Source organism: Sulfolobus islandicus Y.N.15.51, from assembly GCF_000022485.1.
GTDB lineage: Archaea > Thermoproteota > Thermoprotei_A > Sulfolobales > Sulfolobaceae > Saccharolobus > Saccharolobus islandicus.
In genome coordinates this window covers 1,039,840-1,065,237 of the sequence record NC_012623.1, presented here as the reverse complement: position 1 = coordinate 1,065,237, position 25,398 = coordinate 1,039,840, and the positions used below count along the sequence as shown (strand labels likewise).

25 protein-coding genes are annotated in these 25,398 nt (G+C 34.0%); 7 read left to right on the top strand and 18 right to left on the bottom strand.

All coding sequences use genetic code 11. The features are described from left to right. Positions 1 to 219: 219 nt before the first annotated feature. Genes YN1551_RS05845 through pstS form a run of 3 tightly spaced genes read right to left on the bottom strand, consistent with a single transcriptional unit; the run spans position 220 to position 3,139 of the window. Positions 220 to 1,038, bottom strand: a complete 819-nt coding sequence (locus YN1551_RS05845; RefSeq protein WP_012717376.1) for a PstA family ABC transporter permease — start codon at positions 1,036 to 1,038, stop codon at positions 220 to 222. Continuing rightward, positions 1,035 to 1,919: a phosphate ABC transporter permease subunit PstC gene (gene pstC / locus YN1551_RS05840; protein ID WP_012717375.1), complete on the bottom strand. Its 885-nt coding sequence runs from the start codon at positions 1,917 to 1,919 to the stop codon at positions 1,035 to 1,037. The genes YN1551_RS05845 and pstC overlap by 4 nt, the downstream gene beginning before the upstream one ends. A 2-nt stretch (positions 1,920 to 1,921) precedes the next feature. Beyond that, positions 1,922 to 3,139, bottom strand: coding sequence for a phosphate ABC transporter substrate-binding protein PstS (pstS, locus tag YN1551_RS05835; protein WP_012717374.1), 1,218 nt, complete (start codon positions 3,137 to 3,139; stop codon positions 1,922 to 1,924). Between the two features lie 144 nt (positions 3,140 to 3,283). On the opposite strand from pstS, the gene YN1551_RS05830 reads away from it, so the two are divergent. Further along, complete coding sequence (locus YN1551_RS05830; protein ID WP_012717373.1) at positions 3,284 to 4,057, top strand: ATP-binding cassette domain-containing protein; 774 nt, start codon at positions 3,284 to 3,286, stop codon at positions 4,055 to 4,057. Positions 4,058 to 4,197: 140 nt separating this feature from the next. Here the strand turns inward: YN1551_RS05830 and YN1551_RS05825 are convergent, their stop codons facing one another. The 7 genes from YN1551_RS05825 to YN1551_RS05795 form a co-directional block, all read right to left on the bottom strand. Then, the gene (locus YN1551_RS05825; RefSeq protein ID WP_012717372.1) at positions 4,198 to 4,857 is read right to left on the bottom strand and encodes an ABC transporter ATP-binding protein; all 660 of its coding nucleotides are present in this window, start codon (positions 4,855 to 4,857) and stop codon (positions 4,198 to 4,200) included. After that, the gene (locus YN1551_RS05820; RefSeq protein WP_012717371.1) at positions 4,835 to 5,821 is read right to left on the bottom strand and encodes a FecCD family ABC transporter permease; all 987 of its coding nucleotides are present in this window, start codon (positions 5,819 to 5,821) and stop codon (positions 4,835 to 4,837) included. The genes YN1551_RS05825 and YN1551_RS05820 overlap by 23 nt, the downstream gene beginning before the upstream one ends. Next, on the bottom strand, positions 5,822 to 6,778 hold the full coding sequence (locus YN1551_RS05815; RefSeq protein ID WP_012717370.1) for an ABC transporter substrate-binding protein: 957 nt from the start codon (positions 6,776 to 6,778) through the stop codon (positions 5,822 to 5,824). It abuts the gene before it with no gap. Between the two features lie 133 nt (positions 6,779 to 6,911). After that, a complete protein-coding gene (gene tatC / locus YN1551_RS05810) occupies positions 6,912 to 7,796 on the bottom strand; it encodes a twin-arginine translocase subunit TatC (RefSeq protein WP_012717369.1) in 885 nt (294 codons plus the stop codon). Beyond that, on the bottom strand, positions 7,780 to 8,097 hold the full coding sequence (locus tag YN1551_RS05805; RefSeq protein WP_012716323.1) for a twin-arginine translocase TatA/TatE family subunit: 318 nt from the start codon (positions 8,095 to 8,097) through the stop codon (positions 7,780 to 7,782). The genes tatC and YN1551_RS05805 overlap by 17 nt, the downstream gene beginning before the upstream one ends. A gap of 36 nt (positions 8,098 to 8,133) precedes the next feature. Beyond that, complete coding sequence (locus YN1551_RS05800) at positions 8,134 to 8,418, bottom strand: twin-arginine translocase TatA/TatE family subunit (RefSeq protein ID WP_039698596.1); 285 nt, start codon at positions 8,416 to 8,418, stop codon at positions 8,134 to 8,136. 76 nt (positions 8,419 to 8,494) lie between these two features. After that, entirely contained in the window at positions 8,495 to 9,127 is a 633-nt protein-coding gene (locus YN1551_RS05795; RefSeq protein WP_012717368.1) for an HAD family hydrolase, read from the bottom strand. A gap of 76 nt (positions 9,128 to 9,203) precedes the next feature. On the opposite strand from YN1551_RS05795, the gene YN1551_RS05790 reads away from it, so the two are divergent. Continuing rightward, positions 9,204 to 10,625 (top strand): tRNA uridine(34) 5-carboxymethylaminomethyl modification radical SAM/GNAT enzyme Elp3, encoded by a 1,422-nt coding sequence (locus tag YN1551_RS05790; RefSeq protein WP_012717367.1) that lies wholly within the window; start codon positions 9,204 to 9,206, stop codon positions 10,623 to 10,625. On the opposite strand, the gene YN1551_RS05785 is transcribed toward YN1551_RS05790, so the two are convergent. Both YN1551_RS05785 and YN1551_RS05780 read right to left on the bottom strand, forming a co-directional pair. Then, entirely contained in the window at positions 10,609 to 11,157 is a 549-nt protein-coding gene (locus YN1551_RS05785; protein WP_012717366.1) for a class I SAM-dependent methyltransferase, read from the bottom strand. The genes YN1551_RS05790 and YN1551_RS05785 overlap by 17 nt on opposite strands. A 32-nt stretch (positions 11,158 to 11,189) precedes the next feature. Beyond that, entirely contained in the window at positions 11,190 to 12,332 is a 1,143-nt protein-coding gene (locus tag YN1551_RS05780; protein WP_010922993.1) for a metallopeptidase TldD-related protein, read from the bottom strand. Positions 12,333 to 12,459: 127 nt separating this feature from the next. On the opposite strand from YN1551_RS05780, the gene YN1551_RS05775 reads away from it, so the two are divergent. After that, complete coding sequence (locus tag YN1551_RS05775; protein WP_012717365.1) at positions 12,460 to 14,085, top strand: B12-binding domain-containing radical SAM protein; 1,626 nt, start codon at positions 12,460 to 12,462, stop codon at positions 14,083 to 14,085. On the opposite strand, the gene YN1551_RS05770 is transcribed toward YN1551_RS05775, so the two are convergent. Further along, the gene (locus YN1551_RS05770; RefSeq protein ID WP_010922991.1) at positions 14,072 to 15,529 is read right to left on the bottom strand and encodes a DUF790 family protein; all 1,458 of its coding nucleotides are present in this window, start codon (positions 15,527 to 15,529) and stop codon (positions 14,072 to 14,074) included. The genes YN1551_RS05775 and YN1551_RS05770 overlap by 14 nt on opposite strands. After that, positions 15,516 to 16,850: a DEAD/DEAH box helicase gene (locus YN1551_RS05765; RefSeq protein WP_010922990.1), complete on the bottom strand. Its 1,335-nt coding sequence runs from the start codon at positions 16,848 to 16,850 to the stop codon at positions 15,516 to 15,518. Before YN1551_RS05765 ends, YN1551_RS05770 begins: the two co-directional genes overlap by 14 nt. A 79-nt stretch (positions 16,851 to 16,929) precedes the next feature. Between YN1551_RS05765 and YN1551_RS05760 the strand changes: the two genes are divergently transcribed. Next, entirely contained in the window at positions 16,930 to 18,021 is a 1,092-nt protein-coding gene (locus YN1551_RS05760) for a zinc-binding dehydrogenase (RefSeq protein WP_048052299.1), read from the top strand. On the opposite strand, the gene YN1551_RS05755 is transcribed toward YN1551_RS05760, so the two are convergent. Next, entirely contained in the window at positions 18,018 to 18,299 is a 282-nt protein-coding gene (locus YN1551_RS05755; protein ID WP_010922988.1) for a TIGR00304 family membrane protein, read from the bottom strand. The two genes, YN1551_RS05760 and YN1551_RS05755, sit on opposite strands and share 4 nt — an antisense overlap. Before the next feature lie 50 nt (positions 18,300 to 18,349). Here YN1551_RS05755 and YN1551_RS05750 point away from each other — a divergent pair, with 50 nt between their 5' ends. Together YN1551_RS05750 and YN1551_RS05745 are read left to right on the top strand one after the other, a co-directional pair. Further along, positions 18,350 to 19,255: a selenocysteine-specific translation elongation factor gene (locus tag YN1551_RS05750; RefSeq protein WP_012717363.1), complete on the top strand. Its 906-nt coding sequence runs from the start codon at positions 18,350 to 18,352 to the stop codon at positions 19,253 to 19,255. A 15-nt stretch (positions 19,256 to 19,270) separates the two neighbouring features. Beyond that, on the top strand, positions 19,271 to 19,540 hold the full coding sequence (locus YN1551_RS05745; RefSeq protein ID WP_012711621.1) for a hypothetical protein: 270 nt from the start codon (positions 19,271 to 19,273) through the stop codon (positions 19,538 to 19,540). Here YN1551_RS05745 and YN1551_RS05740 read toward each other — a convergent pair. Together YN1551_RS05740 and YN1551_RS05735 are read right to left on the bottom strand one after the other, a co-directional pair. Then, positions 19,535 to 21,283 (bottom strand): ATP-binding protein, encoded by a 1,749-nt coding sequence (locus YN1551_RS05740; protein ID WP_012717362.1) that lies wholly within the window; start codon positions 21,281 to 21,283, stop codon positions 19,535 to 19,537. The genes YN1551_RS05745 and YN1551_RS05740 overlap by 6 nt on opposite strands. Beyond that, complete coding sequence (locus YN1551_RS05735; RefSeq protein ID WP_010922985.1) at positions 21,264 to 22,022, bottom strand: DNA double-strand break repair nuclease NurA; 759 nt, start codon at positions 22,020 to 22,022, stop codon at positions 21,264 to 21,266. The genes YN1551_RS05740 and YN1551_RS05735 overlap by 20 nt, the downstream gene beginning before the upstream one ends. On the opposite strand from YN1551_RS05735, the gene YN1551_RS05730 reads away from it, so the two are divergent. After that, a complete protein-coding gene (locus YN1551_RS05730; RefSeq protein ID WP_014512759.1) occupies positions 21,982 to 22,902 on the top strand; it encodes a thiamine-phosphate synthase family protein in 921 nt (306 codons plus the stop codon). The genes YN1551_RS05735 and YN1551_RS05730 overlap by 41 nt on opposite strands. Here the strand turns inward: YN1551_RS05730 and YN1551_RS05725 are convergent. Next, positions 22,874 to 25,387 (bottom strand): MMPL family transporter, encoded by a 2,514-nt coding sequence (locus YN1551_RS05725; RefSeq protein WP_010922983.1) that lies wholly within the window; start codon positions 25,385 to 25,387, stop codon positions 22,874 to 22,876. The two genes, YN1551_RS05730 and YN1551_RS05725, sit on opposite strands and share 29 nt — an antisense overlap. Between the last annotated feature and the right edge of the window lie 11 nt (positions 25,388 to 25,398).

Sequence of the window (25,398 nt, the reverse complement as noted above, 5' to 3'; positions counted from 1 at the left end):
CTAATCACGAATCTAAAGTATATAACAAGTTTGCTGGCTTTGATTATATAGGAACCTAAGAACGGGTTAAATGATAAAACTTATTCATATTATTACTATTAAGCTATAAATTCTCTTCCTAATATACTAAACGTACATTAAGTAAATCAGTTTAATGCCTTCTCTTCTTGAAGGTTAATTAAATTAATTGATTTGTAGGTCAATGATGACAATGTGAACTTATTTTGCCATTTTTCTAACTACGACAAATATTATTGTAACAAGAATTATTAATACAAAAGATGCTCCCCAAGCTACTTCGTTTAAGTTTGAGTAGCCGCTAAACGCATAATTATATATCATTACTGGAATTCCAGTAACAGGTGTATTAAAAGTCTTTATATAAAGGTTAGCAGTGGAAGAAGTGAGGAAAATTATGGGAGCAGTCTCGCCTATTATTTTTGCGAAGCCTATTAATAGACCATTTATTATTCCTCTTCTTCCTATATACATGACTAATTTTATTACTTGCCAGGTGGTTAAACCGAGGGAGTAGGCGACCTCTTCGTAAAGCTTCTTTGGGATTCTTAGGGCTTCGCTAATTTGTATAGTTGAATAGGGCAACATGACAATTGCTAATGCCATAGCGGCCGTAATCCCATTTAATCCTAAACCAATTTCTAGAACTAGAATTGCGAATATGACTATACCTATGACAATAGTTGGCAATTCAACTATTAGCTCTAAACTTGCTCTAATTAAACTAGCTATTTTTGACCTTTCGAAGAACGATAAAAAAACTCCAGTAAATACGGAGATAGGAGCTGAGATTAGCACTGCTAATGAGACCATGTATAAAGAGCCTTCTAGAGCTGGACCTATACCGCCTAATCCCTCGCCAGGATTTGGAGGCAAATCTATAAAAAATCTAGGTCCATAACTAATTATAACCTTTAATCCATTTACAACTACAGTGTAAAAAAGAAATGTTATAGGAAGTAAAAATAATATAACTAATAATGTTATAAGGGAGACAATTACAGTATCTTTTCTTCTCAAGATCTCACCCTCAAGATTAATTTAGAGATTATTATAAATATGAACCCTATTACAACAAGAAATAACGCAAGTGCAAACATTGCATTATACTGGATTCCATACGCAGTTCCAAACTGACTAATAATTAAAGATGGTATCGTATAACCCGGTTCAAATATGTTCGGTGAAATGTTTAATACATTGCCTATTGTAAGGCTTACTGCCACAGTTTCTCCAACTGCTTTTCCAAATGCTAATGCATATGCGCCCAAGAAAGCCTTTTTAATGTAGGAAAACTTCAGCGTAATTAACTCCCACTTACCTAGCCCTAGAGAATACACAGCTTCCTCAAAGGACCTAGGAACTTGAAAGTAAACTTCCCTTATGAGAGAAGATGCAAAAGGTGTTATCATAATTGCCAATATTATTGAGGCCAGTAATATACTAGGTCCATTAGTAGTTTGGTGAAGCCCAACGTGAGAGCTTAGAAACGTAAATAATGTGCGAGATAAAAATGGGCCAAGTGATAGAAGACCCCAGAATCCGTATAGCACTGTAGGAAAAGCCGCCAGAAGATCCGAAAGGTTAACTAGAAAACTTTTAACTTTTTTTGGAGAAATGTCATTAACAAAAATGGAAAAAGCAGTAGCAAATGGGATAGATATCATTACGCTTAACACACTTGTTACTATCGTACCGTAAATCGCTGCTAAACCACCATACTGATCGTAAATAGGATTCCATATATTTTTAGTATAAATCGAAAGACCAACTTTCTCATAAGCAGGAATAGAATTATACACTAATACACTCAGTATCAATATAAAAGTAAAGACTACTACAGATGAAGGTATAAGTAGAAAATAAAAAATTTTTTCTCTTTTTCTTTTAATTGTTATCATTTTTAGCTCACCAAGGTATAAACAGACGTATTATTATATGATATTAGCTTAAGATTTTGTAGAATTAATTGTTGAATATTTGATGGTAATTCAATATACCCCGATGGTAATTCAGTCTGTCCAGTAGTTACAATATACTTCAAAAATAAGTAAATCGCTTCTGCCTTAGACTTATCGGTATAATTTACCTTAATAACTAGCCATGAAAACGACACTATAGGATAAGCGTTATGTGCTTTAACGTTTAAGAAGACTGAAAGATATCGAGACATATCTACTGTCAATGAAGAAGGAAGCGAAGATAAATTAGCGTTTTGAACTGCGGTCTCAATTGAAGCTTGAGTTGGTAAAACATACTCGCCTGTGGATGGATTTAATACGGCCGCTGGAGTTAAATTATTCGATATTGCGTACTGTGCCTCAACATAGCCTATTGAATAAGGATTTTGATATACATACGCTGTAACTCCATCATTTCCCTTACCTGCTAATCCGTTTCCAAGTTTATCTACCGGCCAGTTAACGGTATAACCATAACTAACATTTGAACTCCTCCAAGATTGAGATGAGGTGTAAAGCCAATATGTAAAGATAAAGGTAGTGCCGCTTCCATCACTTCTATGAACTGCTATTATTTTTTGATGAGGGAAATTAAAGTGAGGATTTAATGCTTTTATTGCTGGATCATCCCAATATTGAATTTGCCCTAAGTATATCTTTGCTATAACATCAGCTGTTAAGTTCAAGGTACCAGAAAAGCCTGGAATATTGTATATTATATCCTCTGCACCTACAACATCAGGGATTGTGAGAACTTCACCATATTTTTGAGTAAATTGCTGATACAAATTACTGGGCGGAGGAGCATCTGTAGCTCCTATGTCATAGGCACCTAGTAAGAAATTATTCACTCCTGCTCCACTACCCACTGAACTATAAGTTACTTGGATTCCATTATAATTTGACTGGAAATCTTTAACCCACACTTGCATTACTGGATTAACAAAAGTAGAACCACCAGCTACAATACTTGCCGAAATTTGTGATGAGGCTGTAGTTTGAGATGATGAAGCTTGTGACGAAGTAGAAAAAGATGAACTTGTTGAAGTAGTTGTAGTGCTATGACCACCTTGGGAATATATCACGAAAAAAATCCCTGCCACTGCAATAACAACTATTATTAATATTATCACAGCTGCCAAAGTTGAAAACCCTTTCATGACCTATCTTGAGATTAACTATTAGAGTAGGATTATAAACATATTGTATATAAAATATAGTATTCTTAATAGGATATAGTAGTATATATAGATTATATAGATTATCTTTTTATATATCAAAAACAGAAGTATGAGTAGAACGCAATGGAAGCTGGAAAAAGCGCAGAGGACGTATTTAACATATCTAGACTATATTTATATATAGACGATAAAGCTATACTGAAAAATATCACTGTTAAAATACCTAATAATTCAATATTTGGTATAATGGGGCCTTCAGGTTCTGGAAAGTCAACATTATTAAAAGTTTTGAATAGATTAATAGAGATCTATGATAGTAAAATAAAGGTTGATGGAAAGGTTCTATATTTTGGCAAAGATATCTTTCAAATAGATGCTATAAAACTTAGAAAAGAAGTAGGAATGGTATTTCAACAGCCTAATCCATTTCCACATCTTAGCATTTATGATAACATAGCATATCCGCTAAAGTCACACGGGATCAAAGATAAAAGGGAAATAAAGAAAATAATGGAGGAGAGCTTAAGAAAGGTAGGGCTATGGAAAGAAGTACATGATAGGCTAAATAGTCCAGCTTCTCAACTCTCAGGTGGACAACAACAAAGATTAACAATAGCCAGAGCACTTGCGCTTAAGCCAAAAGTACTTTTAATGGACGAGCCTACATCTATGATTGATGTAGTTAGTTCTCAAGATATCGAGAAATTAATAACGGAGCTAAAAAAAGAAATGACTATAGTTCTTGTGTCACATAATCCTCAGCAAGCCGCAAGAGTTGCTGATTATGTAGCCTTCTTATACAATGGAGAATTAGTAGAATGTGGATCTTCTAATGAAATATTTACCTCGCCAAAAAACGAGTTAACTGAAAAATACGTTATAGGTAGGATAAGTTAGATTTAATTAATTTCTTTGATGAAAACATAGTTAAGTTATAAAAATTTGCAACCTAATGAAAACTTAACTACATCGTGATCTAATCGAAACATAAGCTTTAACTACAAATACAAATTACTCTGCCTCCCTTTAAACGCTTATTATCCCGTAACATTAAAGAATGTTTTACCGTCAACTTGTATTTTTTTGAACTTTATACCATATACGTTGGAAAGTAGATCGTCAGAAAGATCGCTAACTCCTCCATCATATTCCAATTTTCCTTTATTGATCACGATAGCTTTATCAGCATACCTTAAAGTTTCTAGCTCATGAGAAGTAATCAGAAAGGTCTTATGGTTAAACTTCTTTAAAATATTCATCACAAAGAATTTATTTTTAATGTCAAGATTTGAAAGAGGTTCATCCATTATTACATTGTCTCCCTCAGCTAGAGCCTTTGTTACTAAGATTAGTTTTCTTTCACCAGAGCTTAAGGTGGAGAAATCACTCTCAAGAAACTTCTCCACATTTAACTCCTTTATATATGATTCATAATTAGCCCTTTTTCTACCTGCTTTTAATACATCTAGAACTTTCATACTAGGAGAGAAAAACTCAGCTGGAACGTATGATATTTCACCATCGACTCTTATTTCACCATCATACTTTATCATCCCAATTATCGCTCTTAGTAGCGTAGTCTTACCACTTCCATTTGGTCCTAAAATCACATTAATACCTTTTACTGCACTAAAAGAAATGCTTGACAAAATTAATTTGCCTCCTAATCTTACACTAATATTCCTCAACGTTAACATCTTTTCTCACCAACGCGAATATCATTATTGGAGCTCCCATGATTGAAAGAAGCGCAGTTAGAGGAATAAAATAACCAAATATACCATGAGATAAAATGTTACTTAGAATTAAGATTGTTGAACCTAATAGTGAGGAATACATCACTACCTGGCTTGTGTTTCCTCCAATTAATCTCCTAATAATATGTGGAACTATTATGCCTAAAAATCCTATAATACCGGCTATTGAAACACAGTAAGCTACTACAAGACTTATGAATAATAGCCAGAAGACTCTCTGCTTATTAGGATTTACCCCTTGAGAATAACTAATCTCATCACTTATTGATAGTAAGTCTATCAATCTAGAATTTGATAGGCTAAAGTAAAGTAAGAGAATGGCAAATAATGATAATATTATGGCATTAAACCAGCCAACTACGCTAATATCTCCCAAGAGCCAAAAGGTAAGTGGGGGTATTTGAGGATATTTAGCGCTCATTACTGATAATATGACCGTTACCAGAGATGAGAAAATGAACGAGACTAAAACACCACCAATCACAAGACCAAGATATCCTGATTTCTTTCCAATCATTATGGTTATCAAGGTTGCTAGCGTTGCAGTGAAGAATGCTACCAAAGGTTGGAAGTATATTATCCATGAAAAGGGCAAATTAAGCATCAGCAGTAAATACGTAAGAACTGCCCCAAAAGCCCCACCAGATGCTGTCCCACTTATATAGGGATCTACGAGTGGATTTCTCAATAACATCTGAAGAACTGCCCCAGATGTGGATAAGATTGCACCTATGAGAATTGCCACAGTTAAGGTAGGTAATCTTATGTTAAGCAATATATAAGCGTAAACTCCGCTAGGATGGAAAATCTCGCTAATCGGTATAGTAACATCACCGTAGAGTAACCCAAGCAAAAACGAAATAATAAATCCTATAATTAAAAAAATACCACTTAAACGAACCATCTAAAACACCGGCAGAGTTATATTAAGATTGTTTATCACCCAATTGTCTGAAATGAAATGTGGCGCCTTTCCCTCAATTATGAGTTTAATAACTTGTATGGAATACACCGAAAGTGGTCCTGGTTCATTTAATAGGTTAGTTGCTATATTTCCTATTATATAGACATTACTACTATTTATTCCCTTATATTGGGAAATTAAGTAGTTGGTGTAAGTTAAATTATATACTTCCTGCGCAATTACGACAGAGGGTTTTATTATCAATAGTGGTGACGGGGTTAATAATGGATAGCCAGAGTAGTTCGCAAAAACGTTAATACCGCCCGCTTGAACAATTATGCTATTTATAAAAACGTTCCCGCCAGCGGTGTAGAAACTTAAATCTGGGCATATCCATAATAAATAAGCTACGCTTACATTTCCTACATTAGAGAAATCGCTTATTTTCTGATTCATCCAATCTATTAACTGTTGAGCTTTACTAGTTACATTAAAATACTCTCCTACTTTTAATATACAATTTTCTATCTGGGAATAGGTACTTGCAAAATCATTATTCGTAATTAAGACGTTAAGTCCAGCTTCTTTCATTTGCTCTATGTAACTTCCTATAAGCCCTTTTTCAATTACAATAACCGTTGGATGTAATAGTAGCAGGCCAGAAATATTTGGAGGAGATATTTGAGAAAACACTGTAATATTAGATGGTATATCCTTTGTGAGGTTAAGAGATTGCAATAACTGGTATGAATAGTAATCAGTTCCCACTATATATTTACCTAAGCCTAAACTTATTAGAATTTGTGTATCACTAGGTGCTAATGATACAATTCTAAGATTATTGTTAACAGTAGCCGGTTGTAATGTAGAAGAACTCTTGTAATAATAGTAGACGGAAATTACACTCACTACTATAATTATAGCTACTATCGTACCAATCGCTTTTACGCTTGGCATAATGTCTGGATAGACTATCCAAACTATAAATTTTTTGGCTCAGTTAGAATAAGAAAATATTAAATTGAAGTTTATTCTATCGGCTGCCTTAGTCGTATGGTTAAAACTTCATAAACCGAATCACGTAATTTTTCTAAATTCTTTCCAAAGGTTTCTGGGATTCTTTCTTCCTACCCTTTTCCATAAACTTACTTATTAATGCACCAATAAAATATAGGGTAGATAAGGTTATTCCTATTACTGTTTCTATTATACCTCCAGTTGTACCTGGTGAAATTATCCATGCGATAATAAAGGATACTAGAACTCCCCATCTCCAATTTTTAAGCCACGTAATTGACTTTACAACTCCAACGCCCGTTAAGCCGCCCATTATTAAGGGTAGTTCAAAAGACAATCCAGTAGCAATTAGCAATGTCATTACTGTACTTACAAAGGACCTTAGGCCTAAAGTTGGCTCCACTGCAGAACCTAAAGCAGTAGCATATAAGAGTATTATTCTTAACATTAAGGGAATAAGAAGAAAGTAAGCAAAGGCAGAACCTAAGGCAAACAATAAAAAGGCAGGAAATATTATACTCTTGAAAAGTTTCTTCTCATGTTCATATAATCCCGGAGCTACAAATGCCCAAATTTCCCTTACAATGATAGGGATTGTAGTAAATATTGCCAGATACAGGGAAATATAAAAGGATGCGAAAAGTGGATCGAACAAATTTATGATTATCAATTTCACGCCTTTAGGTAGCTCATTATATATGAAAAGCTGTGTCAGTTGTACAGATATACTATCAAATAGAGATGGGTATAAAACGGGAACTTCCGCTAAAACGTATTTAAGACCAAAGAATGGATAAGGTAAATATACTCTAACTAATTCTAAACCCAGCATGAAATATATCATAAAAGTTATTGCGAGAGCAATTAAAATTCTCCTTAATCTGTACGCCAATTCTCTCAAATGTTCTATTAAAGGTCTTTCTTCAAGCTTTTCAACCTCTCTAGTTCTTTCCGTCACTAGCTTTCAGCCTCTCCAATTCCTCTTGTAATCGTTTTATTTGAGCCTCTAATTCTTTAACTCTTTCTTGATTTGTAACCTTTACGTATTTGAAATTAGACCCAGTAAAAGGAGTGTTATTAGTAGCCTCTACACTATTCAATTCCCTCATTAACTCGTTCTTGAATTCGTTTTGTCTTTTCCTTATTTCACCTAAAAACCTCCCTATTGACTTAGCGGTATTTCCAGCATTTTTATCTCCGGCCATCAACAGTATAAACACAACTACCACTACTAAAAAGTCACTTAAGTTGCTAATCATTCCTATCTCACCTAAGTAAAAAAAGTATTTATTATTTTATTGATTCTGCTTAGATTTCTTTAACTCCTCTAACTGTTTCTGTAATTCGGCTATTTGTTTCTCTAGGTCTTGAACATTAGGTTGCTGTTGTTGAACTAACGGTTGTTGAAGGTTTTGTGCTTGCATTTGCTGCAACTCCATTTCGGCCTCTACTCTACCCTTCTTGAACTCTCCAACAGCTCTCCCCATCGATCTAAATAGTTCTGGTATTTTGGATGCTCCAAAGAATAGTACAGCAATTACTACTAGTATTATGATCCAATCGTAAGGGTTTGTTAACATTTTCCCATCCTTATAAGAAAAGTCGTATTGTGAGATTAAAAACTTTGTTTTCATTCGAGTGGGAGGTTAGATAGTATTAAAATAATTCAAACCAATCCGATATTTCACATAATGAATCCAATATCTTTGCATCGTACTTTCTTGCCTCTTCTACATTTAGAGGAACACTACTCCTTACCACTATAATCTCCCTTATTCCAGCTGAATAGTATGCCATTACATCATAGATTGTATCTCCTACTCCTACGCTTTCATTAGGATCTACATTTAATCTTTTAATTGCCTCTATTACCGGCATAGGATTAGGCTTTCCTAGTTTAACATCATCCCCTGCAATTAGGACATCTGGTTCTACATTAATTACCTTTAAAACTTGAACAGCAGAGTTACGCATCGACGAGGTTACCACTGCAATAGGTATTTCCACATCTCTCAAACGATTTATTAGCTCCATTACGCAAGGTTTAGGTTTTGCCAAAGTTTTCACTAATTCGTTATAAATTTCGGTTTTTACAGAAGCCAATTTTTCCGCATGACTCTCCCCAATCAAAATCTTTGCTATGTCTATCGTTTTCCTACCAAGCAAATATCTAATATCCACTTTAACGTCATATCCCAGTTTTCGTAAAGCAATTTCCCAAGCTAATTTGTGAACTTCATCCGTATTCGCTAAAGTGCCATCTAGGTCAAATATTACTGCTTTTCTCATAAGTTATAACCTTACTGGAAATATTAAAGTTTTAACACAGTAAGTCCTAAATATGAATAAAGAGTAGTATAGTTTAATGCAAGTAATAAGGAAACCAACTAGAATGCTTTCTGGCGTTACGATAGTATCGATAATGACTCACCCGCATTCTTGTCCGCATGGAAAGTGTGTATTCTGTCCCGGAGGAGTAGATGTGGATACCCCCCAAAGCTACTATGGTAGAGAACCCACTTTAATGAGGGCAATAGAAAACGATTATGATCCATTCCATCAAGTACAGTCAAGATTAAGACAATATGTTGAGAATGGACATACTCCAAGTAAAGTAGAGTTAATAATAATGGGTGGTACTTTCCTATCATTACCCATAGATTATCAAGATTGGTTTGTGACCTATGCCTTAGAGGCTATGAATAGATTTCCTAGTTATGATAAACCTTCTTTTGTATATTTAGAAGATGCACAAGTGAAAAACGAAAAGGCAGAAGTACGTTGTGTAGGAATGACGATTGAAACGAAACCGGATTGGGCTAAGGAGTGGCACGCAGATCAAATGCTAAGATTAGGTGCAACCAAAGTTGAATTAGGAGTGCAAACTGTATACGATGACATTTTAAAGTTCACCAATAGGGGTCATACCGTAAAAGATTCCATAGAATCTACTAGAATACTGAAGGATTCAGGGTTCAAAGTGGTCTATCATGTAATGCTTGGTCTTCCTAAATCAGATCTTGATAAGGATCTGGAGGCATTTAAGACAATATTTTCTGATCCTAATTTTAGGCCGGATATGTTGAAAATATATCCTACCTTAGTAGTTGAAACTGCGCCGTTAGCGAATTTATGGAGAAGGGGATTATATAAGCCTTATGGTACGGAGACTTTAATTGAATTAATATCTGAAATGTATAGATATATTCCTAAATGGGTTAGAGTGATGAGAATACAAAGAGATATTCCTGCTAATGTAATCTTAGATGGTAACAAAAAGGGAAACTTAAGAGAATTGGTAGAGAAAAAGGTCTTGGAGAAAGGAATTAAGATTAATGAAATTAGATTTAGGGAAGTTGGGATGATGTGGCAACATAGGGGATTATTACCAGATCATACTAAAATTCATCTTTACAAGGAAGTTTATGAAGCAAGTGAAGGTACTGAAATTTTCCTATCTTTTGAGGATGAAAAAGAGATTTTAATAGGTTATTTACGATTAAGAATAACATCAAATAAGGCTCATAGAAAAGAGATAGATGGAAAGACGGCCATAGTAAGAGAACTTCACGTATACGGGATAGAAGTACCTATAGGAAGCTGGGATGAATTGGGTTTCCAACATAGGGGGTATGGAAGTAAGTTATTAAGCGAAGCTGAAAAGATTGCGAGAGAGGAATTCGATATGCGGAAAATTTCTGTTTTATCTGGAATAGGTGCTCGAGAATACTATGCTAAAAGAGGCTATGTAAAAGAAGGTCCTTATATGTCTAAGCAGTTGATTTGATACCGTAATAAAGGGAATTATTTGGCAATAAACTATTTACTCTATATAACTTATAGATTTTTGTAACGAAACCCTTGCTTTCCATTATTCGCTTTAATTCCCAAGGGTAATAAAGTCTATAGAAACGTCTAACCTCTTTGTCGTTTATGAGACTTCTCTTGATTATATATCTTCTTAAGAAGAAAAACTTTAGTTGTACTAACCATACAGTAACCAGTATTTCACCTTTATCTTTTAGCACCCTTTGAGCTTCCCCTAAAGCTTGAGATGGATCTCTCAAATGATGAAGAGACGCTATATAGGCTAGAGAATCAACTGATGAATCTCTAAATGGTAAATATTCCATATCTGCTTGTACTAAATTTTGACATCCTTTTTTACGAGCTTGATTTAATTGATTTAGTGAAAGATCTAAGCAAATAACTAGTCTTCCCTTAAATTGGTCACAATTTTGACCAGATCCACAACCTACATCAATAATCTTATCTCCATTTATCAATTTGACATAAGGATTAGGCTTTCTTCTATACACTATATTATCATATGCATTTATTATATCTTGCTTTAGTACAATATCGCTCTTACCTTCATTCTTACGTATGGAGTTACACCTCCATGTTCCTCGTCAATAAATACCCCTCTATTCTCTCTAGTAACAGCATCAATTGTAACCAGTTCTTGAAGTGGAATTGCAATCTCCCTAAAGAATATTTGTCCTTGGCCTATTTTAACTACACTTCTCGGAGTTATTCTAATACTATTACGTATTAATTCCGACTTCTTAACACCCATGGCAATGTACGCCCCTCTACTTTCATCAATTAGTTCATTAAGAGACCAGTCTCCTTGCTTTACTTCTAAGGAGAAATAATCTGGTTTTGGTAAAATACCTCGTGCGTTCCCTGCTTCACCGTACTTTGAAGTAAGTGTTCCTAAATAATTTGTAATTATCCCATCTCCAATAATCTCTTTCTTCTTTGTTTTTACTCCCTCATCATCAAAGACTGAAAAGGATGAGGAGAATGAATTTAATGGATTATCATAAATTGTAATTTCACTTGATATTTTTTCATTTAATTTCAACTTAGGTGAGTTACCATTTAAAAAATTCCTAAGAACGTAATGGAAAATGGAGGCTACTATTTCAGAATCTAATATGAAAGTTAGTCTGCCACTCTCAGTTAAGACTTGTCTAGATGGAGAAGTAAGTTGGGACTGACTTGCCCTTAAATATTCTACAATTGACGGTATATCTTTAGGGTTACCAGCATATGAGAAATTTAAATCGTTATACTCTACATAGTTTACTACTTTTTCTTCGCGGCACTCCTTAACATCGTGAATTAAGATAGACTTTGAAATTTTCTTGCTTATAACTTTTAGTTGGTCATCTTCATTTAATTTAATATTAGTGAAGAGTCTGGAATACTTTTCCTTATTCGGCCACGCCTTCACTGATTCATGATAAAAGTCTTCACAAATTTCAAACTCCTTTATTTTTTGACTACTCTCTAATCTGTTACCATCATAAACTATCCATTTACCATTAACTAAAGCTCGACTTAACGTATAAGATCTTTTATAATCGATGAGGCTATACCCTTCAACTGAAAATTCAGCCTCTATCACTTCTTCAGAATATTTAACATCTTGCTGTAACATCTTAATATTATTTAATTTATATGCCTCCCTTTTTAACTTTCTCACATAGTAAGATTGTTTACATTTAACTAGCTAAAAGTAATTAGACGTAATAGTTCCAAGCTTTAGTATAATTCTATATACAATAAAAAAGTTTACATAAATTAAATATTACTCTTTTATACGCCCTATAATGAATACTTTTTATAGTAGGAAAGTAAAATATAATATTATGGCATGGGAGATCATATTAACCGCGGATAAAGGGTCTTTTACAGATTATGGGGGTTCAAGTGTATTAGGTTATGTAGCTTGCATGCCATCAAGACTAATACCCAAATTCTTTATGTATAGATTCTTCACTCCAGATGTCCCAGTGGATTCTGAAGGAAGAGCAATAGTAGCACCGTACGCTCTTAGAAAAGTAGAAAGTACGCTTGTTCATGCGGGATTCGATAGCGTTGTAGTAATACCTCCGCACAGACTAGAGAAAGCAATAAACCAGAAGACTAAAGTAGTGGGATTAACAGTTCATGATCCCTTTGGCCTAAATCCAGTTAGCTTTAAGTTAAGTATGATATTTGGAGGTGGTCCTACATGGACAGCCAAATATTTCGAAGAATTTGGAGAAAAGATCTCGAAGCTTAAGTCAAAGTATAATTTTAAAGTAATAGTAGGTGGGCCAGGGAGCTGGGAGTTAACCAAGGAGAATAAGGATTGGGCAGATGTTATATTCATAGGAGAAGCTGAAGCAGATCTACCACGAGTTGTAAAATCCATAATTGATGGACAAGAAGTCCCTAAAGTTGTCTATGGCAAGAATCCAAAGGTAAATGAAATACCACCAATAATAAACCCTGCAAGACTAGGGGAAGTTCAAATAACCAGAGGATGTCCAAGAGGATGTCAATTCTGTCCAATAACCCCTGAAACCTTTAGAACGATACCATTAGACGTTGTGAAGAAGGAAGTTGAAGTTAACATGAGGGCTGGTGTAAAGAGGGTTGAATTTATAACTGATGATGTCCTACTGTACGGTTCACAGAAATTGAGGGTAAATCACGAAGCTATTACAAAGTTGTTTACCGAAACCATGAATATGGGAGTAGATGGGATATGGTTTCCACATATCTCTGCCCCAGCTGTTAGAAGTAGTCCACAAACAGTAAAGGCTATGTCTGAGATTGCAAGATATGATGAGGATAGAGCTGCTGCTCCAGTGGTTGGACTAGAGAGTGGAAGTGAGAAGATACTAAGTAAGTACATGAGAGCAAAGCCATTCCCTTGGACTCCTAGAGAGTGGAAAGATGTCATACTTGATGCGACTGCGATAATGAACGATAATTACATCTATCCTTGTTACACTATGACAATAGGTTATCCAGAGGAGACAAATGAAGATGTTGATCAATCAATTGATTTAGTTCAGTCCATAATTGATCATAAACTTAAAGCTTGGATATTCCCATTGCCGGTCATACCTATGGGAGTTTCTTATATAAGAAATAATCCATTTCCAGTGTTAGAAAAAATGCCCACCAGATATTGGGATGTACTATACATATCGTGGAAATACGATTTACAGATAACGAGAGAGATGATACCAATTCTCACTGGAGGTATCAAGAACAAATTCGCTCAAAGGACTGTCCAATACATGATAGACAAAATATTCTACAGCATTGAATGGGTATTTAAACAACTAAAAGAGACACAAGGGAAATATGCGTACACTTTCGCAAGTATCAATCTCAATAACACGACGGGAGTGATAAAGGCGATCTACTGGTTATTCAGGTTAGCCTTTAAACCTCTTTGATCTTTTCTACAATTGCATCGGAAATGTTTTTCCAGACAATTTTATAACCTAGATAATCTATAATGTCAACTATATAATTTCCATATTTGTTAACTAATGAAGAAAGTTGCGTATTTGAGAAATCTTCCTTTTTTAGCTCTTCTATAAACGTTTTCTTTATAGCGTAATTTTTAAGTACTATATAATCAGGTCTTTGCATCAACTTGCTTCTAACTATCTTCTCATTAACATTATATTTGGCAGACAGCTCCTTAATCAAGATAATATCGTCATTAACATCACTTAAGTCGATATCCTCGTTAACATTTGCTTGAAAGCCTCTTAAAGCTGAATACAGTTTACCTATATCAATTTTTTTCTTAAATTTTATTACATTTAAAGTATCCGGTATGTAATTTTCGTATGAAAGCTCTTCATTCAAGAGAACTAAAATCGGATATTTGAAGTTTCTCAGTTTCTCTATCTTAGAATTTACATATTCTTTAGTCCAAAATCCCATTATCTCTACATACACTTTGATATTACCTTTACTAAGTACGAAATCCGGAAAATAAAGCCTTTTTTCTATCACTATAGGTTCTGGTTCCCTTACTATATTCCAATCCCTTATGACCCTTCTGAACTCCTCGTAAAACTTTTCCTCAATTGAACTATCAAACCTCTTTTCCATCTCTTCATCATTAATATACTTAAAGAGTTTAGAATAGCCGCTCGAGAGTTCCAGTCTATAGGTTCTTCTTTTATTTTTGCCTAAAACTATATCAGCTATAATAGTCCACTTATTCTTAGAGACTAAAAACGGTACTAATGCAGCTAAATTTCTCCCATATTTCTCTGTCATCTTTACTAGGGACAATGGACCAAAAATCTCTATTCTAAGCGGATTTTCATACGCTAAATACATTAATCCTAGCATTTTTATTCTTCTCGCGATTTCTTTCCAGCCATCACTAACGGAAACTGTAACCTTATACGCGTTGAAAATAATGGTTTGCAAAAGGGAAAGATTATATATTTTTAATAGATCTTCTGGAGAAAATTTAGGGAGTTCCACTATTTTCTTTTCAACGTCAAGGTCTTCATACATAGCCTTTATGGGATCAACGTGAAAAAGGTCACCGACCTCTTTTAATACTCTCTCCTTATCGTTCTCCTCTAATACTGGACCCCTACTAAATAATTGCCTACGCAATTCTATATAATCGATCTTAGTCGCACTTTCAACGATACAATATCTTAGATAAATTTTCCCTAATCCCTTGACTAGTTTATAATCATATATTTTAGATAAATATTTTAAATCTTCTAGAATATCACCAACTTTTGCTCCTATTTTAAACATGTCAATGACTTCCTTTGCTACATCTATGTCAGAATCTGTAGCAAATAGTGGAATTATCCTCTGATTTTCTATCTTAAACCTAGCTAGATCAGAGGTTAGCATTTTGTCTTCGCCTTTTACTTAAATTATAATCACTAGTACCTTTAGTTATTATTTCTATCAATCTAGCTTTTTTATTCTCTTTCTTCCTTAAGATTCTACCTAACCTCTGTATGAATTGCCTAGAGGTTCCATAACCTCCTAGAACTATACCAATAGAAGCATCTGGAACGTCAATACCTTCATCGAGGACACTAGAAGTTACTATTACATTGTATTTTCCAGATCTAAATTTCTCCAGAATCTCTATCCTTTCTTGCTTATTCGTCTTGTATGTAACTGCAGGAATTAAGAATAGTCTTGATATCTCGTATACCATTGACGTATTTCTAGTAAATATTATAATTTTCTCACCATTTAGCTCCTTGAGCAAGTCTTTAAGCTTCTCTAACTTTGCCTTGGAATTTACAGCTATCTTGAGAGCTTCATGCCATGCTAATAATGCCTCTCTAGCTTCCTTATCCTTAACTGCTAGCCTAAGTAGCCTATTGAAATCATTCAATGACTTTAACTTAAGATTACGTTGAGATAAAAATTTCTTTAGGATTCCTCTATAGTGCCTATATAATTTCTCTTCGTCTTCAGTGAGATTTACGTATATACGTTGAATTTCAAAACTTGAAAGATATTTTCCGACTAGGTTAGAAACTGTAATCCTATATACTAAGGGCCCAACGAGTGATGGATACAGTTTGTGTCTTCCGTCACTTCTTTCTGGCGTAGCAGTCAAGCCTAATCTATATGGGGCAGCTAAACCTTGAGCTATTATGGAATATCCTTCTGAAGGTAGATGATGAACTTCATCAAAAATTACTAATCCAAATTTATTTCCTATTTTCTCTAGCTGAGTGTACGCTGAATCATACGTAATTACGGTTATTCCCTTAAGTTCATCATATCCTCCCCCTACCCTCCCCGCCTCAACTCCAAGTAACTCTCTTATATTTTCATACCATTGCTGTAATAAATCGATTGTAGGCACTATTATTAGTGTAGCAAGCCTAATCAGAGCTATGGCCTTCAATCCTATTACAGTTTTTCCACCTCCAGTGGGAATCACTATTATCCCTAGCTTACTCTTTAACCATGCATTCAAAGCCTCTTGCTGATATTCCCTTAATTTTATTCGATCTACAATCAAAGGAAAAGGTAATAACTCTAGGACGCTATCCTCAACTTCAACGTGAGACCTCTTATAGTAATAAAGGACTTCTCGATACTTGTTTGCTTGGCCTATATAGCACTTAAACTCATCATTCCAGCTTAAACCGGGAGCTGAAAAATCGGATAGTAATAAACATTTAAAGTATCGTAATCGTACCACGATATAATGAATAGTTTTCGCAGTTATAAAGGGAGATGTTTAGAAATGTTTAAATATGATTATACTGTACCTTATACTAATGAAAGGAGCAATATTGTATAAATATAATGAGTCATTAATTATTGAGGATAATATTCAAATAGATGAACCTAAGGTAGGTGAAACAAAGATTAGAATTGAGGCAACTGGCTTATGTCATTCAGATGTAAATGTATTTGAAGGAAAAACTCCAGTCCCTCCACCAGTCATTGCGGGACATGAAATAGCTGGTGTTATAGAGGAGGTAGGAAATAACGTTACAGACTTTAAACCTGGCGATAGGGTTATATCAGCATTTATTCATCCCTGCGGTAAATGCAAAAATTGTATAACGGGAAAGGAGAATTTATGTGAAGTCTTTGCGAAAAATAGACTAAATGGGACATTACTAGATGGTACAACTAGATTACACTTTAAGGATGGAACTCCGATAAGGGCATTTTTAGGAGGAGGATTTGCAGAATACGCAATGGTACCTTATACTGCATTAACTAAAGTTCCGGAAGATTTGGATTTAAGAAAGGTTGCAGTATTGGGTTGTGCAGGTTTAACTGCTTATGGTGCTGTAAATTCCGCTAAAATAGAGCCTGGTGAAACAGTTGCTGTAATTGGAGTTGGCGGTGTAGGATTGTCTGTGATACAGATGTTAAAGATTGCTGGTGCCGGAAGGATAATAGCAGTCGGGACTAGAAAATGGAAATTGGAAAAGGCGTTAGAGCTAGGAGCTAGTGATGTAGTTAACTCTAAAGAGACTGATGTTGTTAGAGCTGTTAAGAATATTACTGGAGGAGGGCCGGATGTTGTAATAGAAGTAGCAGGAACTACGGAAACAGTGAAAATGTCTTTAGATATGGTTAGAATAGGAGGAAAGGTAGTACTAGTGGGATTACCTCCAACTACTGCTGAAATTCCAATTAGGATAGCAAGTATAGTTAGAGGGGGTATTAAAATCATAGGAGACTATGGAGGGAGGCCTAGAGTAGATATGCCTAGACTTATTGAACTTGTAAAATTGGGAAAATATGACCCTACTGCGTTAGTGACTGGAAAGTTCAGATTAGAAGAAATTAACGAGGCAGTAAAATTATTGGAGCAAGGAGAGGCAATAAGAAGTTTAATAATTCCTAACTAAAATGGAGCTCTGGTAGTTTTTCTTCCAATTATAAACATTATTAAATAGATGATTAACATTATTATGGTAAATACAACACCTACTATAATTAGGTTACTTAAGACCGATGGTGGGACATTGCCAAAGGCTATTGGAATTGGTCCTAATAACACTAATCCTGCGAATTGCGGAGAAGATGAAGTAGTTGTCTGGGGAGTTTGAACTTGCAATACTACACCTAGGAAGAGTAGGATGAAACCAAGAAATATTAATGTGAGACCAGCCGCAATTAACTTCATATGTTAATCTTTTGTTATAAGCTTTATAAACTTTATATTAAGGTGAGCGTATGTATTACGGGAGTATAATTACAGTCTTATCGTCAGATAAGAATAAACTAACTGGGATAGCCGAAAAACTAGGTAAGCTTCATGAAACCGCCAAGACAAAAATATATTATAGAAAAAAGGGGGAATACATTAGATCAATCCTATTGACTACAGAGTATCCGGAAAAAATTATAGATTTAGCTGAAGCATTATCACTCTCGTCGACTGCAATATTATATATACCAGAAACTTTAACGTGGATGGATGGAGAGCTAGTACTTTTAATTGATTCTCTAAATACGCATAACAAGATAGTAATATCCAACTTAGATCAAGGTAAAATAAATAATATTTTAGGCTCTTTAAGCTCCTTTACTAAATTCGATCTATATAATGATATTCCAGACTTAAGCGAGACCGAAGAGGAGGATAAGGGAATAGTATATGTAGATAGAGTATTCACAGTCAAAGGTGTTGGAACCGTAGTTACTGGATTCTCATTTACCAATGTTGAAGTTCATGAGAAATTAGTGGCGTTACCTTATAATAAGGAGGTTGAAATAAAGAGTATTCAAGTTTTAGATGAGGATCAAAAGAGTGTTTCAACCGGAGTTAGAATAGGGTTTGCTCTGAAAAACGTAAAAGAAGAGGAAATAGAAGATTTACTGTATTTGGTTAAGCCAAATGTTAAGGTTGTAAAGGAAATAGAAGGACAAATAACTAATTACAAATGGTCCACTATAAATCAAGGTCAAAATCACATAATAGTTAAGGGTCATGGAATTGCAGCTAATATAAAAGTCGATAATCAAAAAGCTAAGATTATGTCATCTGTTCCAATACCTATTGTTGACAATAGGATACTTGTCTTAAACGTTAACGTCAGACAGGGAAAACCAAGAGTCGCTGGATATATTAGTTTATAAGTTAATTAGTATTATATGGAAAACGCTATTCTGACTGCATATAAGAAGGCAAGGGAACTAAATAAAGATGGCGAAGTTCACCTTTTTAAAGATGAAAGTGGTGCATACTATCTAATCATAGTTAGAACGGCTAATTGCAAAGAAAAGTCTAAACTAATAGATGCAATTTATGATGAGGTATACAAACATACTGATGAGATAAACCTTACAATTCTAATTATGTCTAAGAGCTCTTACAAGGCCTTTGCTGATCAAAATTTGGAAGAAATAGAAGTACAGTCATAGCTTATTTATTCTATCCTTTAATAAATCTAGATTGTTCTCAGCGGCAAAGAATACTGGAACATCATGAGGGAGAGCCGACTTAAAGCTTACTAATAACCATTGCCCTGGTTCCAGTTCTAGGGTCTTATCTAAGAGCATATCACTAATTCCAAAAGTTTCAGCTAATAATTGTCTATCGTACGGCCTAGGAAGTGTGCTTATGAAGTAAGAGTGTAACTGCTGCAGTGCGTTAGTGTTTAGGTAAGCTAGTCTTTGAGTACTTATTAGTGAATGTAAGTGATACTTTCTTCCATGTCTAAGCAATTTCTCTATGGCAGTGCTTGAGGCTTCACTTTTATCTTTCTGTTTGGTATCATAAGGTATAAACTCTTGAGCTTCATCTATTATGAATAGTACTTTAGGATTGTCGGAATACATTCTCTTTCTCCTATTGTAAATTTGATTAATTACAGTCGCAACTACTTGCCTTCCCTCTTCTAAGTTAGGGAGTTCTAAAATAAATAATCTAGGTGAGTCCCTGGAAGAATCCAAAATTTCAATCGCTAAATTTTCTATATCATAATCTTCAGTTTCTCTGATGCCGAGTGAGATGTATGCTCTTATACCATATATAAATGTAAACAGTGACGAATTCTCCTTTAAATGCGCATCTTTTCCTAAGTTTTCTATTTCATCCAATAAATTATTAATAGAGTCATCTATGATATCATCCACTGTCAATTTCCTTTCTCTCATGAAATTATCTAACTTACTTAGGAAAGTATAGAGTAGTGGTTTCTGCGATATTGCAGTATATTTATCTTCTATCTGCTTTTTGACTAGATCTATTAAATCGGCATAAGTTAAGTAAGTAAAACCTTCAGGTGGAACGTATAACTGTTTCATTTTCCCATTTTGATGTAGAATTTCTGCACTTTTTTTTATCTTATCTCTAATATCTATAATGTCGTCAGGAATCACGTGACTTCTTAAAAATTTTCTACTCGCATCAGCTGGATTAGGGGGAACTCTATCTAAGCTTATAACTCTAGATGGAACTTCAAGCAACTTATCTAAGAGAAGTATTGCGTACTCCATTGATACGTCAAATATTACAACTTTAGTGTCGGGTAGGTTATCTAACACTTTTCTTGCTATCAAGGATGCTAAATTTGATTTACCCGAGCCCGTAAAAGCGAAAATACCTAGGTGATACTTTATTGCTTTTTCTAAATTTATATCTAAAGAAAGTTGTTCATGTAGAATGTTTCCTAAACTTACATTACTATTTGCACAGACAAATGACGCATACGCCTTTTTATTTAAAATCTTTACTGAGGAACCCAATAGAGGTGGGAAATATCCTTTTTTAAATTGAATATTGTTCGAATTTATTTCTAGAATATATCCCAAAGGATAAGTTATTGAATCTATCCATATTTCTTTCTCATCGTTCGAATACCAACTTTCACTAACTTTTTTCATGATTTCATTTCTAATCTCCTTAGGTATTGTAGAGTCCAGATTTATCATACCATAATGCATCGGAATAATATCTGCAACTTCTAAAATCAGATAGTAATTTTCCTTTATTGTATTTACAGCAAGCAATTTTCCTATACCTAATTTATCCTTTAGCGAGAAGGGGAATTCTACTATATAATTTCTAAAAGATATTGTACCCCTGCCATCAGAAGTTTGCCTAGTTATTATTTTGGCTTCTCTTAGCTTTCCCTCTTCTACTTCAAAAATACTTTCCATCATTTCTTAATCTCTCAATCCAACTTCTAAATTCTCTGTATCTAATATTGCTTTGCAAACTGGTGACATTTATGAACTTGCTTAATTTATTTCTGTAATATTTCACTAACTTATCAGCTAAAAACAATGGATAATTATACCCTAAAGCTTCTGGTATTGGCTCCCTTCCTAGATTATAGATTAGAGAAAGCAATTCTTCCGGATTTTCTACAAAAACTTGAGACTCTATGTAGAATACCCATGAGGAGGGAAACAGTTTAAAATATCCATAAATCGTTTCATCATGTTTTTCATTAATTACTAGCCAAGGGGGGTTTTCTACATTGTTCAAATTTTCTCTTTTTACTATATCAAAATCCTTTACAATTCCAATGGAATTTTTAGGAACCGAAATACCTAAAGATTTATCAAATGACAGTTTTCTATCGAAAAATATTAGATCAACTTCATTTTCCTTTATATTGTAGTATTCTAGTTCTCTCATTCTCTTCTCTGCTTCACAAATGCACAGCTCATCATCAACTGAAATATCTTCTATAGTAAATTTAAAATCCTTAAATATTCTGCCTTTGATTATGCCTATTACTATATAACCTCCTTTCTCTCCTTCCAAAATAATGTCAGAGAAGGTTCCATCAATTGCGGCAAACGTTAACTCTCTATTCAGAAAGTAATTTTTGTTTGATCTCAATCTTACTATTGTGCTAAAATCACCACTATCAATATTTGATGACATATTCATAACATCAATTAGGGTATTAGAGGCTAAAAGACTTAGGGAACTACATATGAGTCAAACGAGAATTGCTAATCTATTAGGAGTTAGCCAACCAGCAGTGAAACAATACTTAGATGAAGACGAAAATTCGTACATTAAAAGATTACAGAATTTGGGATTAACACGTGAAGAAATAGACGATTTTCTAGATAAACTTACGCAATTACTAATAAATGGTGACCCTAAACAAGTAATGCAATATATCAGTGTGTTTTTCCTTTCCAATTTAAGTAGGCTAAAATTCTGTAAATACCACAAAATGATTGATAGTGAAATTCCTGTTGATTGCGACATTTGTAAAAGTTTGTACAAGGAGAATGAAGAGGAAATGATGGAACTTGCACTATCAATGCTTCAAAACGAGTCTGTAGCGGAATTAATCCCAGAAGTTCTAAGCAATTTAGCCTTTGCAAAAGCCAACGCTAAGAGGGAAGAAGATGTGCTTGCAATTCCAGGGAGAATAACTAAAATTAGAAACCTACCAACACCTGCTTCTAAACCAATGTGGGGAGGAAGCAAGCATTTAGCTAAGGTACTATTATCAGTGATGAAAAATCATCCCGCTGTGAGGTCAGTTATGAATATCAAGTATGATGAGAAAGTGGAAATGATATTGAAGGAAATTGGCTATAAATTTAAGAAAGTAGGTCCTCAGAACGACCTAGGCAATGAAAGAATAGCCGAAACAATAGCTGCAGTATTTGATGAAGGTACAGATGTGGTAATACATTTGGGCGGTACTGGTATTGAGGCCAACACTTATGTTTTTGGCAGAGATCCATTAGATGTTGTAAAAAAGATTATAAATATATCAGTTAAGTATAAAGAAATTTTCTCGCCTTAAATGGCCAAAAATTATATTTTTTCAGAATTGAAATAATTGCAGGTACTAGAATAGGCCTAACTACAAAAGTATCAAACAGTATTGAGACTCCTACACCTAGACCTATTTCTTGTAAGAATCTCATATTTGCCACCATCAATGAGAAAAAGGCTCCGGCTAAAATCAAACCACAAGTAGTTACTACTAATCCAGTATTTTCTACCGATCTTACTATAGCACTATTTATGTCATCGTCGTTTTTCATCTCATCAAATAATCTTATGATTATGAACATATCATAGTCTATACCTAAACTGAAAAGAAGGGCAAAAATTACAAGTGGGGATAGCCAATATGGCGAGTTATATACTAATGCCACTGTAAATGCTCCCAATAATGAGCTTAGACCTACAGTTAAGGATAACCTCAAGGGAAGTAGAATAGATCCGAGAATCATGAAGAGGTAAATGACAATTAAAATTATAGTAAGTGGTAAAGTATAGCTAAAATAAGTACTAACGGTATTATTAACGATATCTATTCTTTGTGCGTTATCCCCTCCAACTAGGAATCCCTTGCTTATGAGCCAATTTGTTAAATTTATAGCGCCATTGCTAAATACAGGGTACTTTAGGTAAATTATCAACAAGGTGTAATTTCCTTGATGAAAGTGATCATATAAGTTGCTATTATTGACAATGATCTGAGAACCTAAGGACATTGGTCCATAAACTAAGTTACCTTGATCTATAAGAGTTTTAGTTAAATTATAAATGAGAGTGTAGTTAGCCTTAGGGCTTCCATACAATATAATATAGTCTATACTATAATTGTAAAGTTGATTAAGAACCTTTGTACCTACAAGTGAATTTGCATGGGGAGGTAATATTTCATCTATATTAACGTTGGTGTGTATAGAAGGAAAATAAAAGATAAAGATAACGATAGAAACTAGCATAAGAATTACTAATAACTTATTGTGCCTTACTGCAAAGTTGGAAAGCTTATATAAGTACCTTTGCCTTATATCCGTAATACTCGGTAATTTTCGTCTAGGAAAACTAAGATATCTTTGAGGGATTAAGAGCAATAACGTGTACGTAAAGAAAACTGCTGGTATTAATGCTGAAATGGAAGATGTCACTAACGCTATTCCTATGTTTTGAAGTAGTGCAGAAGGGGAAAGGATAAAACTGGAGAACCCAATCGTGATACTAATACCACTTAATAGTATACCTTTTATTGAATTTTTAAGCGCATATAGGAGAGCATCTAAATTATTTTTATTAATTTCTTCAAAATATCTATATATGAGTAATATGCCATAGTCAATGTTAAGACCAAATACAATTGGAGGTGCAACCAAACCCGAAATATAATATATCTTATAACCTAGAAGCGTTTCCATGTACATGAGACCATAAGCTAATAAAAGACTAGTACCAGCACTAGATATTAAAATCAGAATTGGAACAATTGATCTAACTAACAGTATTAGTAATATCATTACAAGAATAATTGTAGTTATATCTATAATTTCAACGTTACTTTGAGTATAATATGCGGATTGTGCATAATACGCTAGGTGACCTATTACATAGGCGTTTCTGAGACTTTCAGTAAATTGATTAATATTTGTTAGGCTTTCATTGCTAGGAACATTTATAATGAAAAGCCATAAAGTACCCTTATGAAAGGATGAGTTAAAGGCTGTAGTTATATTATTAAAAATCACATTGCTTTCATTAACAGACGTTATGTTTTGAGTTTTAAGTATCCTTTCGATTAGACTAGTGTAGTTATTAAACTGTATCAAAAACTTTAATGCCAAAGTGTAATTAGTGTAATTATTAAATCCAAAGTAGAAAAGAAATGGATCTTTAAAGGTTAAGTATCCCGCATATCTAGCTTTCTCTAGTAAACTTCCATTAACTTTATCAAAATTTTCCTTATAGGTAGGGCATATGTTACTAGTGAAATTATGAAGTGGAAGACCAAATGTAATATTTAACTGATATTCAAAGTATTGAAAATTTGAAATTAAATAAAGTTTCAAACGAGTCAAATTCTCATACAACTGGCTTATCGTAGATGAGAAATTCTTCTCATTTAAGCCAAGGTAGCTGAGATACTCTGTCTTAAGCATGCTAACGTAACCGTTGGGAGTTATCACCGTAGCGTTATTAAGGAGATATAAATTAGAATAAATTTCTTGTAAAGCTTGGTTATAAGACGAGGAATTGATAATAATATACAGATTATCAACGTTGCCAATGTGAAAGTAATTGGTTACTATCTTATCAGCCCTTACACTTTGTACGCTGCTTGACAAGAATGGGGAATCCGAATACGTAAATAAACTAGGAGTTTTAATTGCAAAATGCAATAATATCATAATCAGTAATAACCATAATACCAACGATACAAGTCCATTCTTCACATTATTCCTAGACTTTATATACAGTAAAAAGTATTGTGGAAATACCAATTTTACATTGGTAACCATTTTTTAGATTA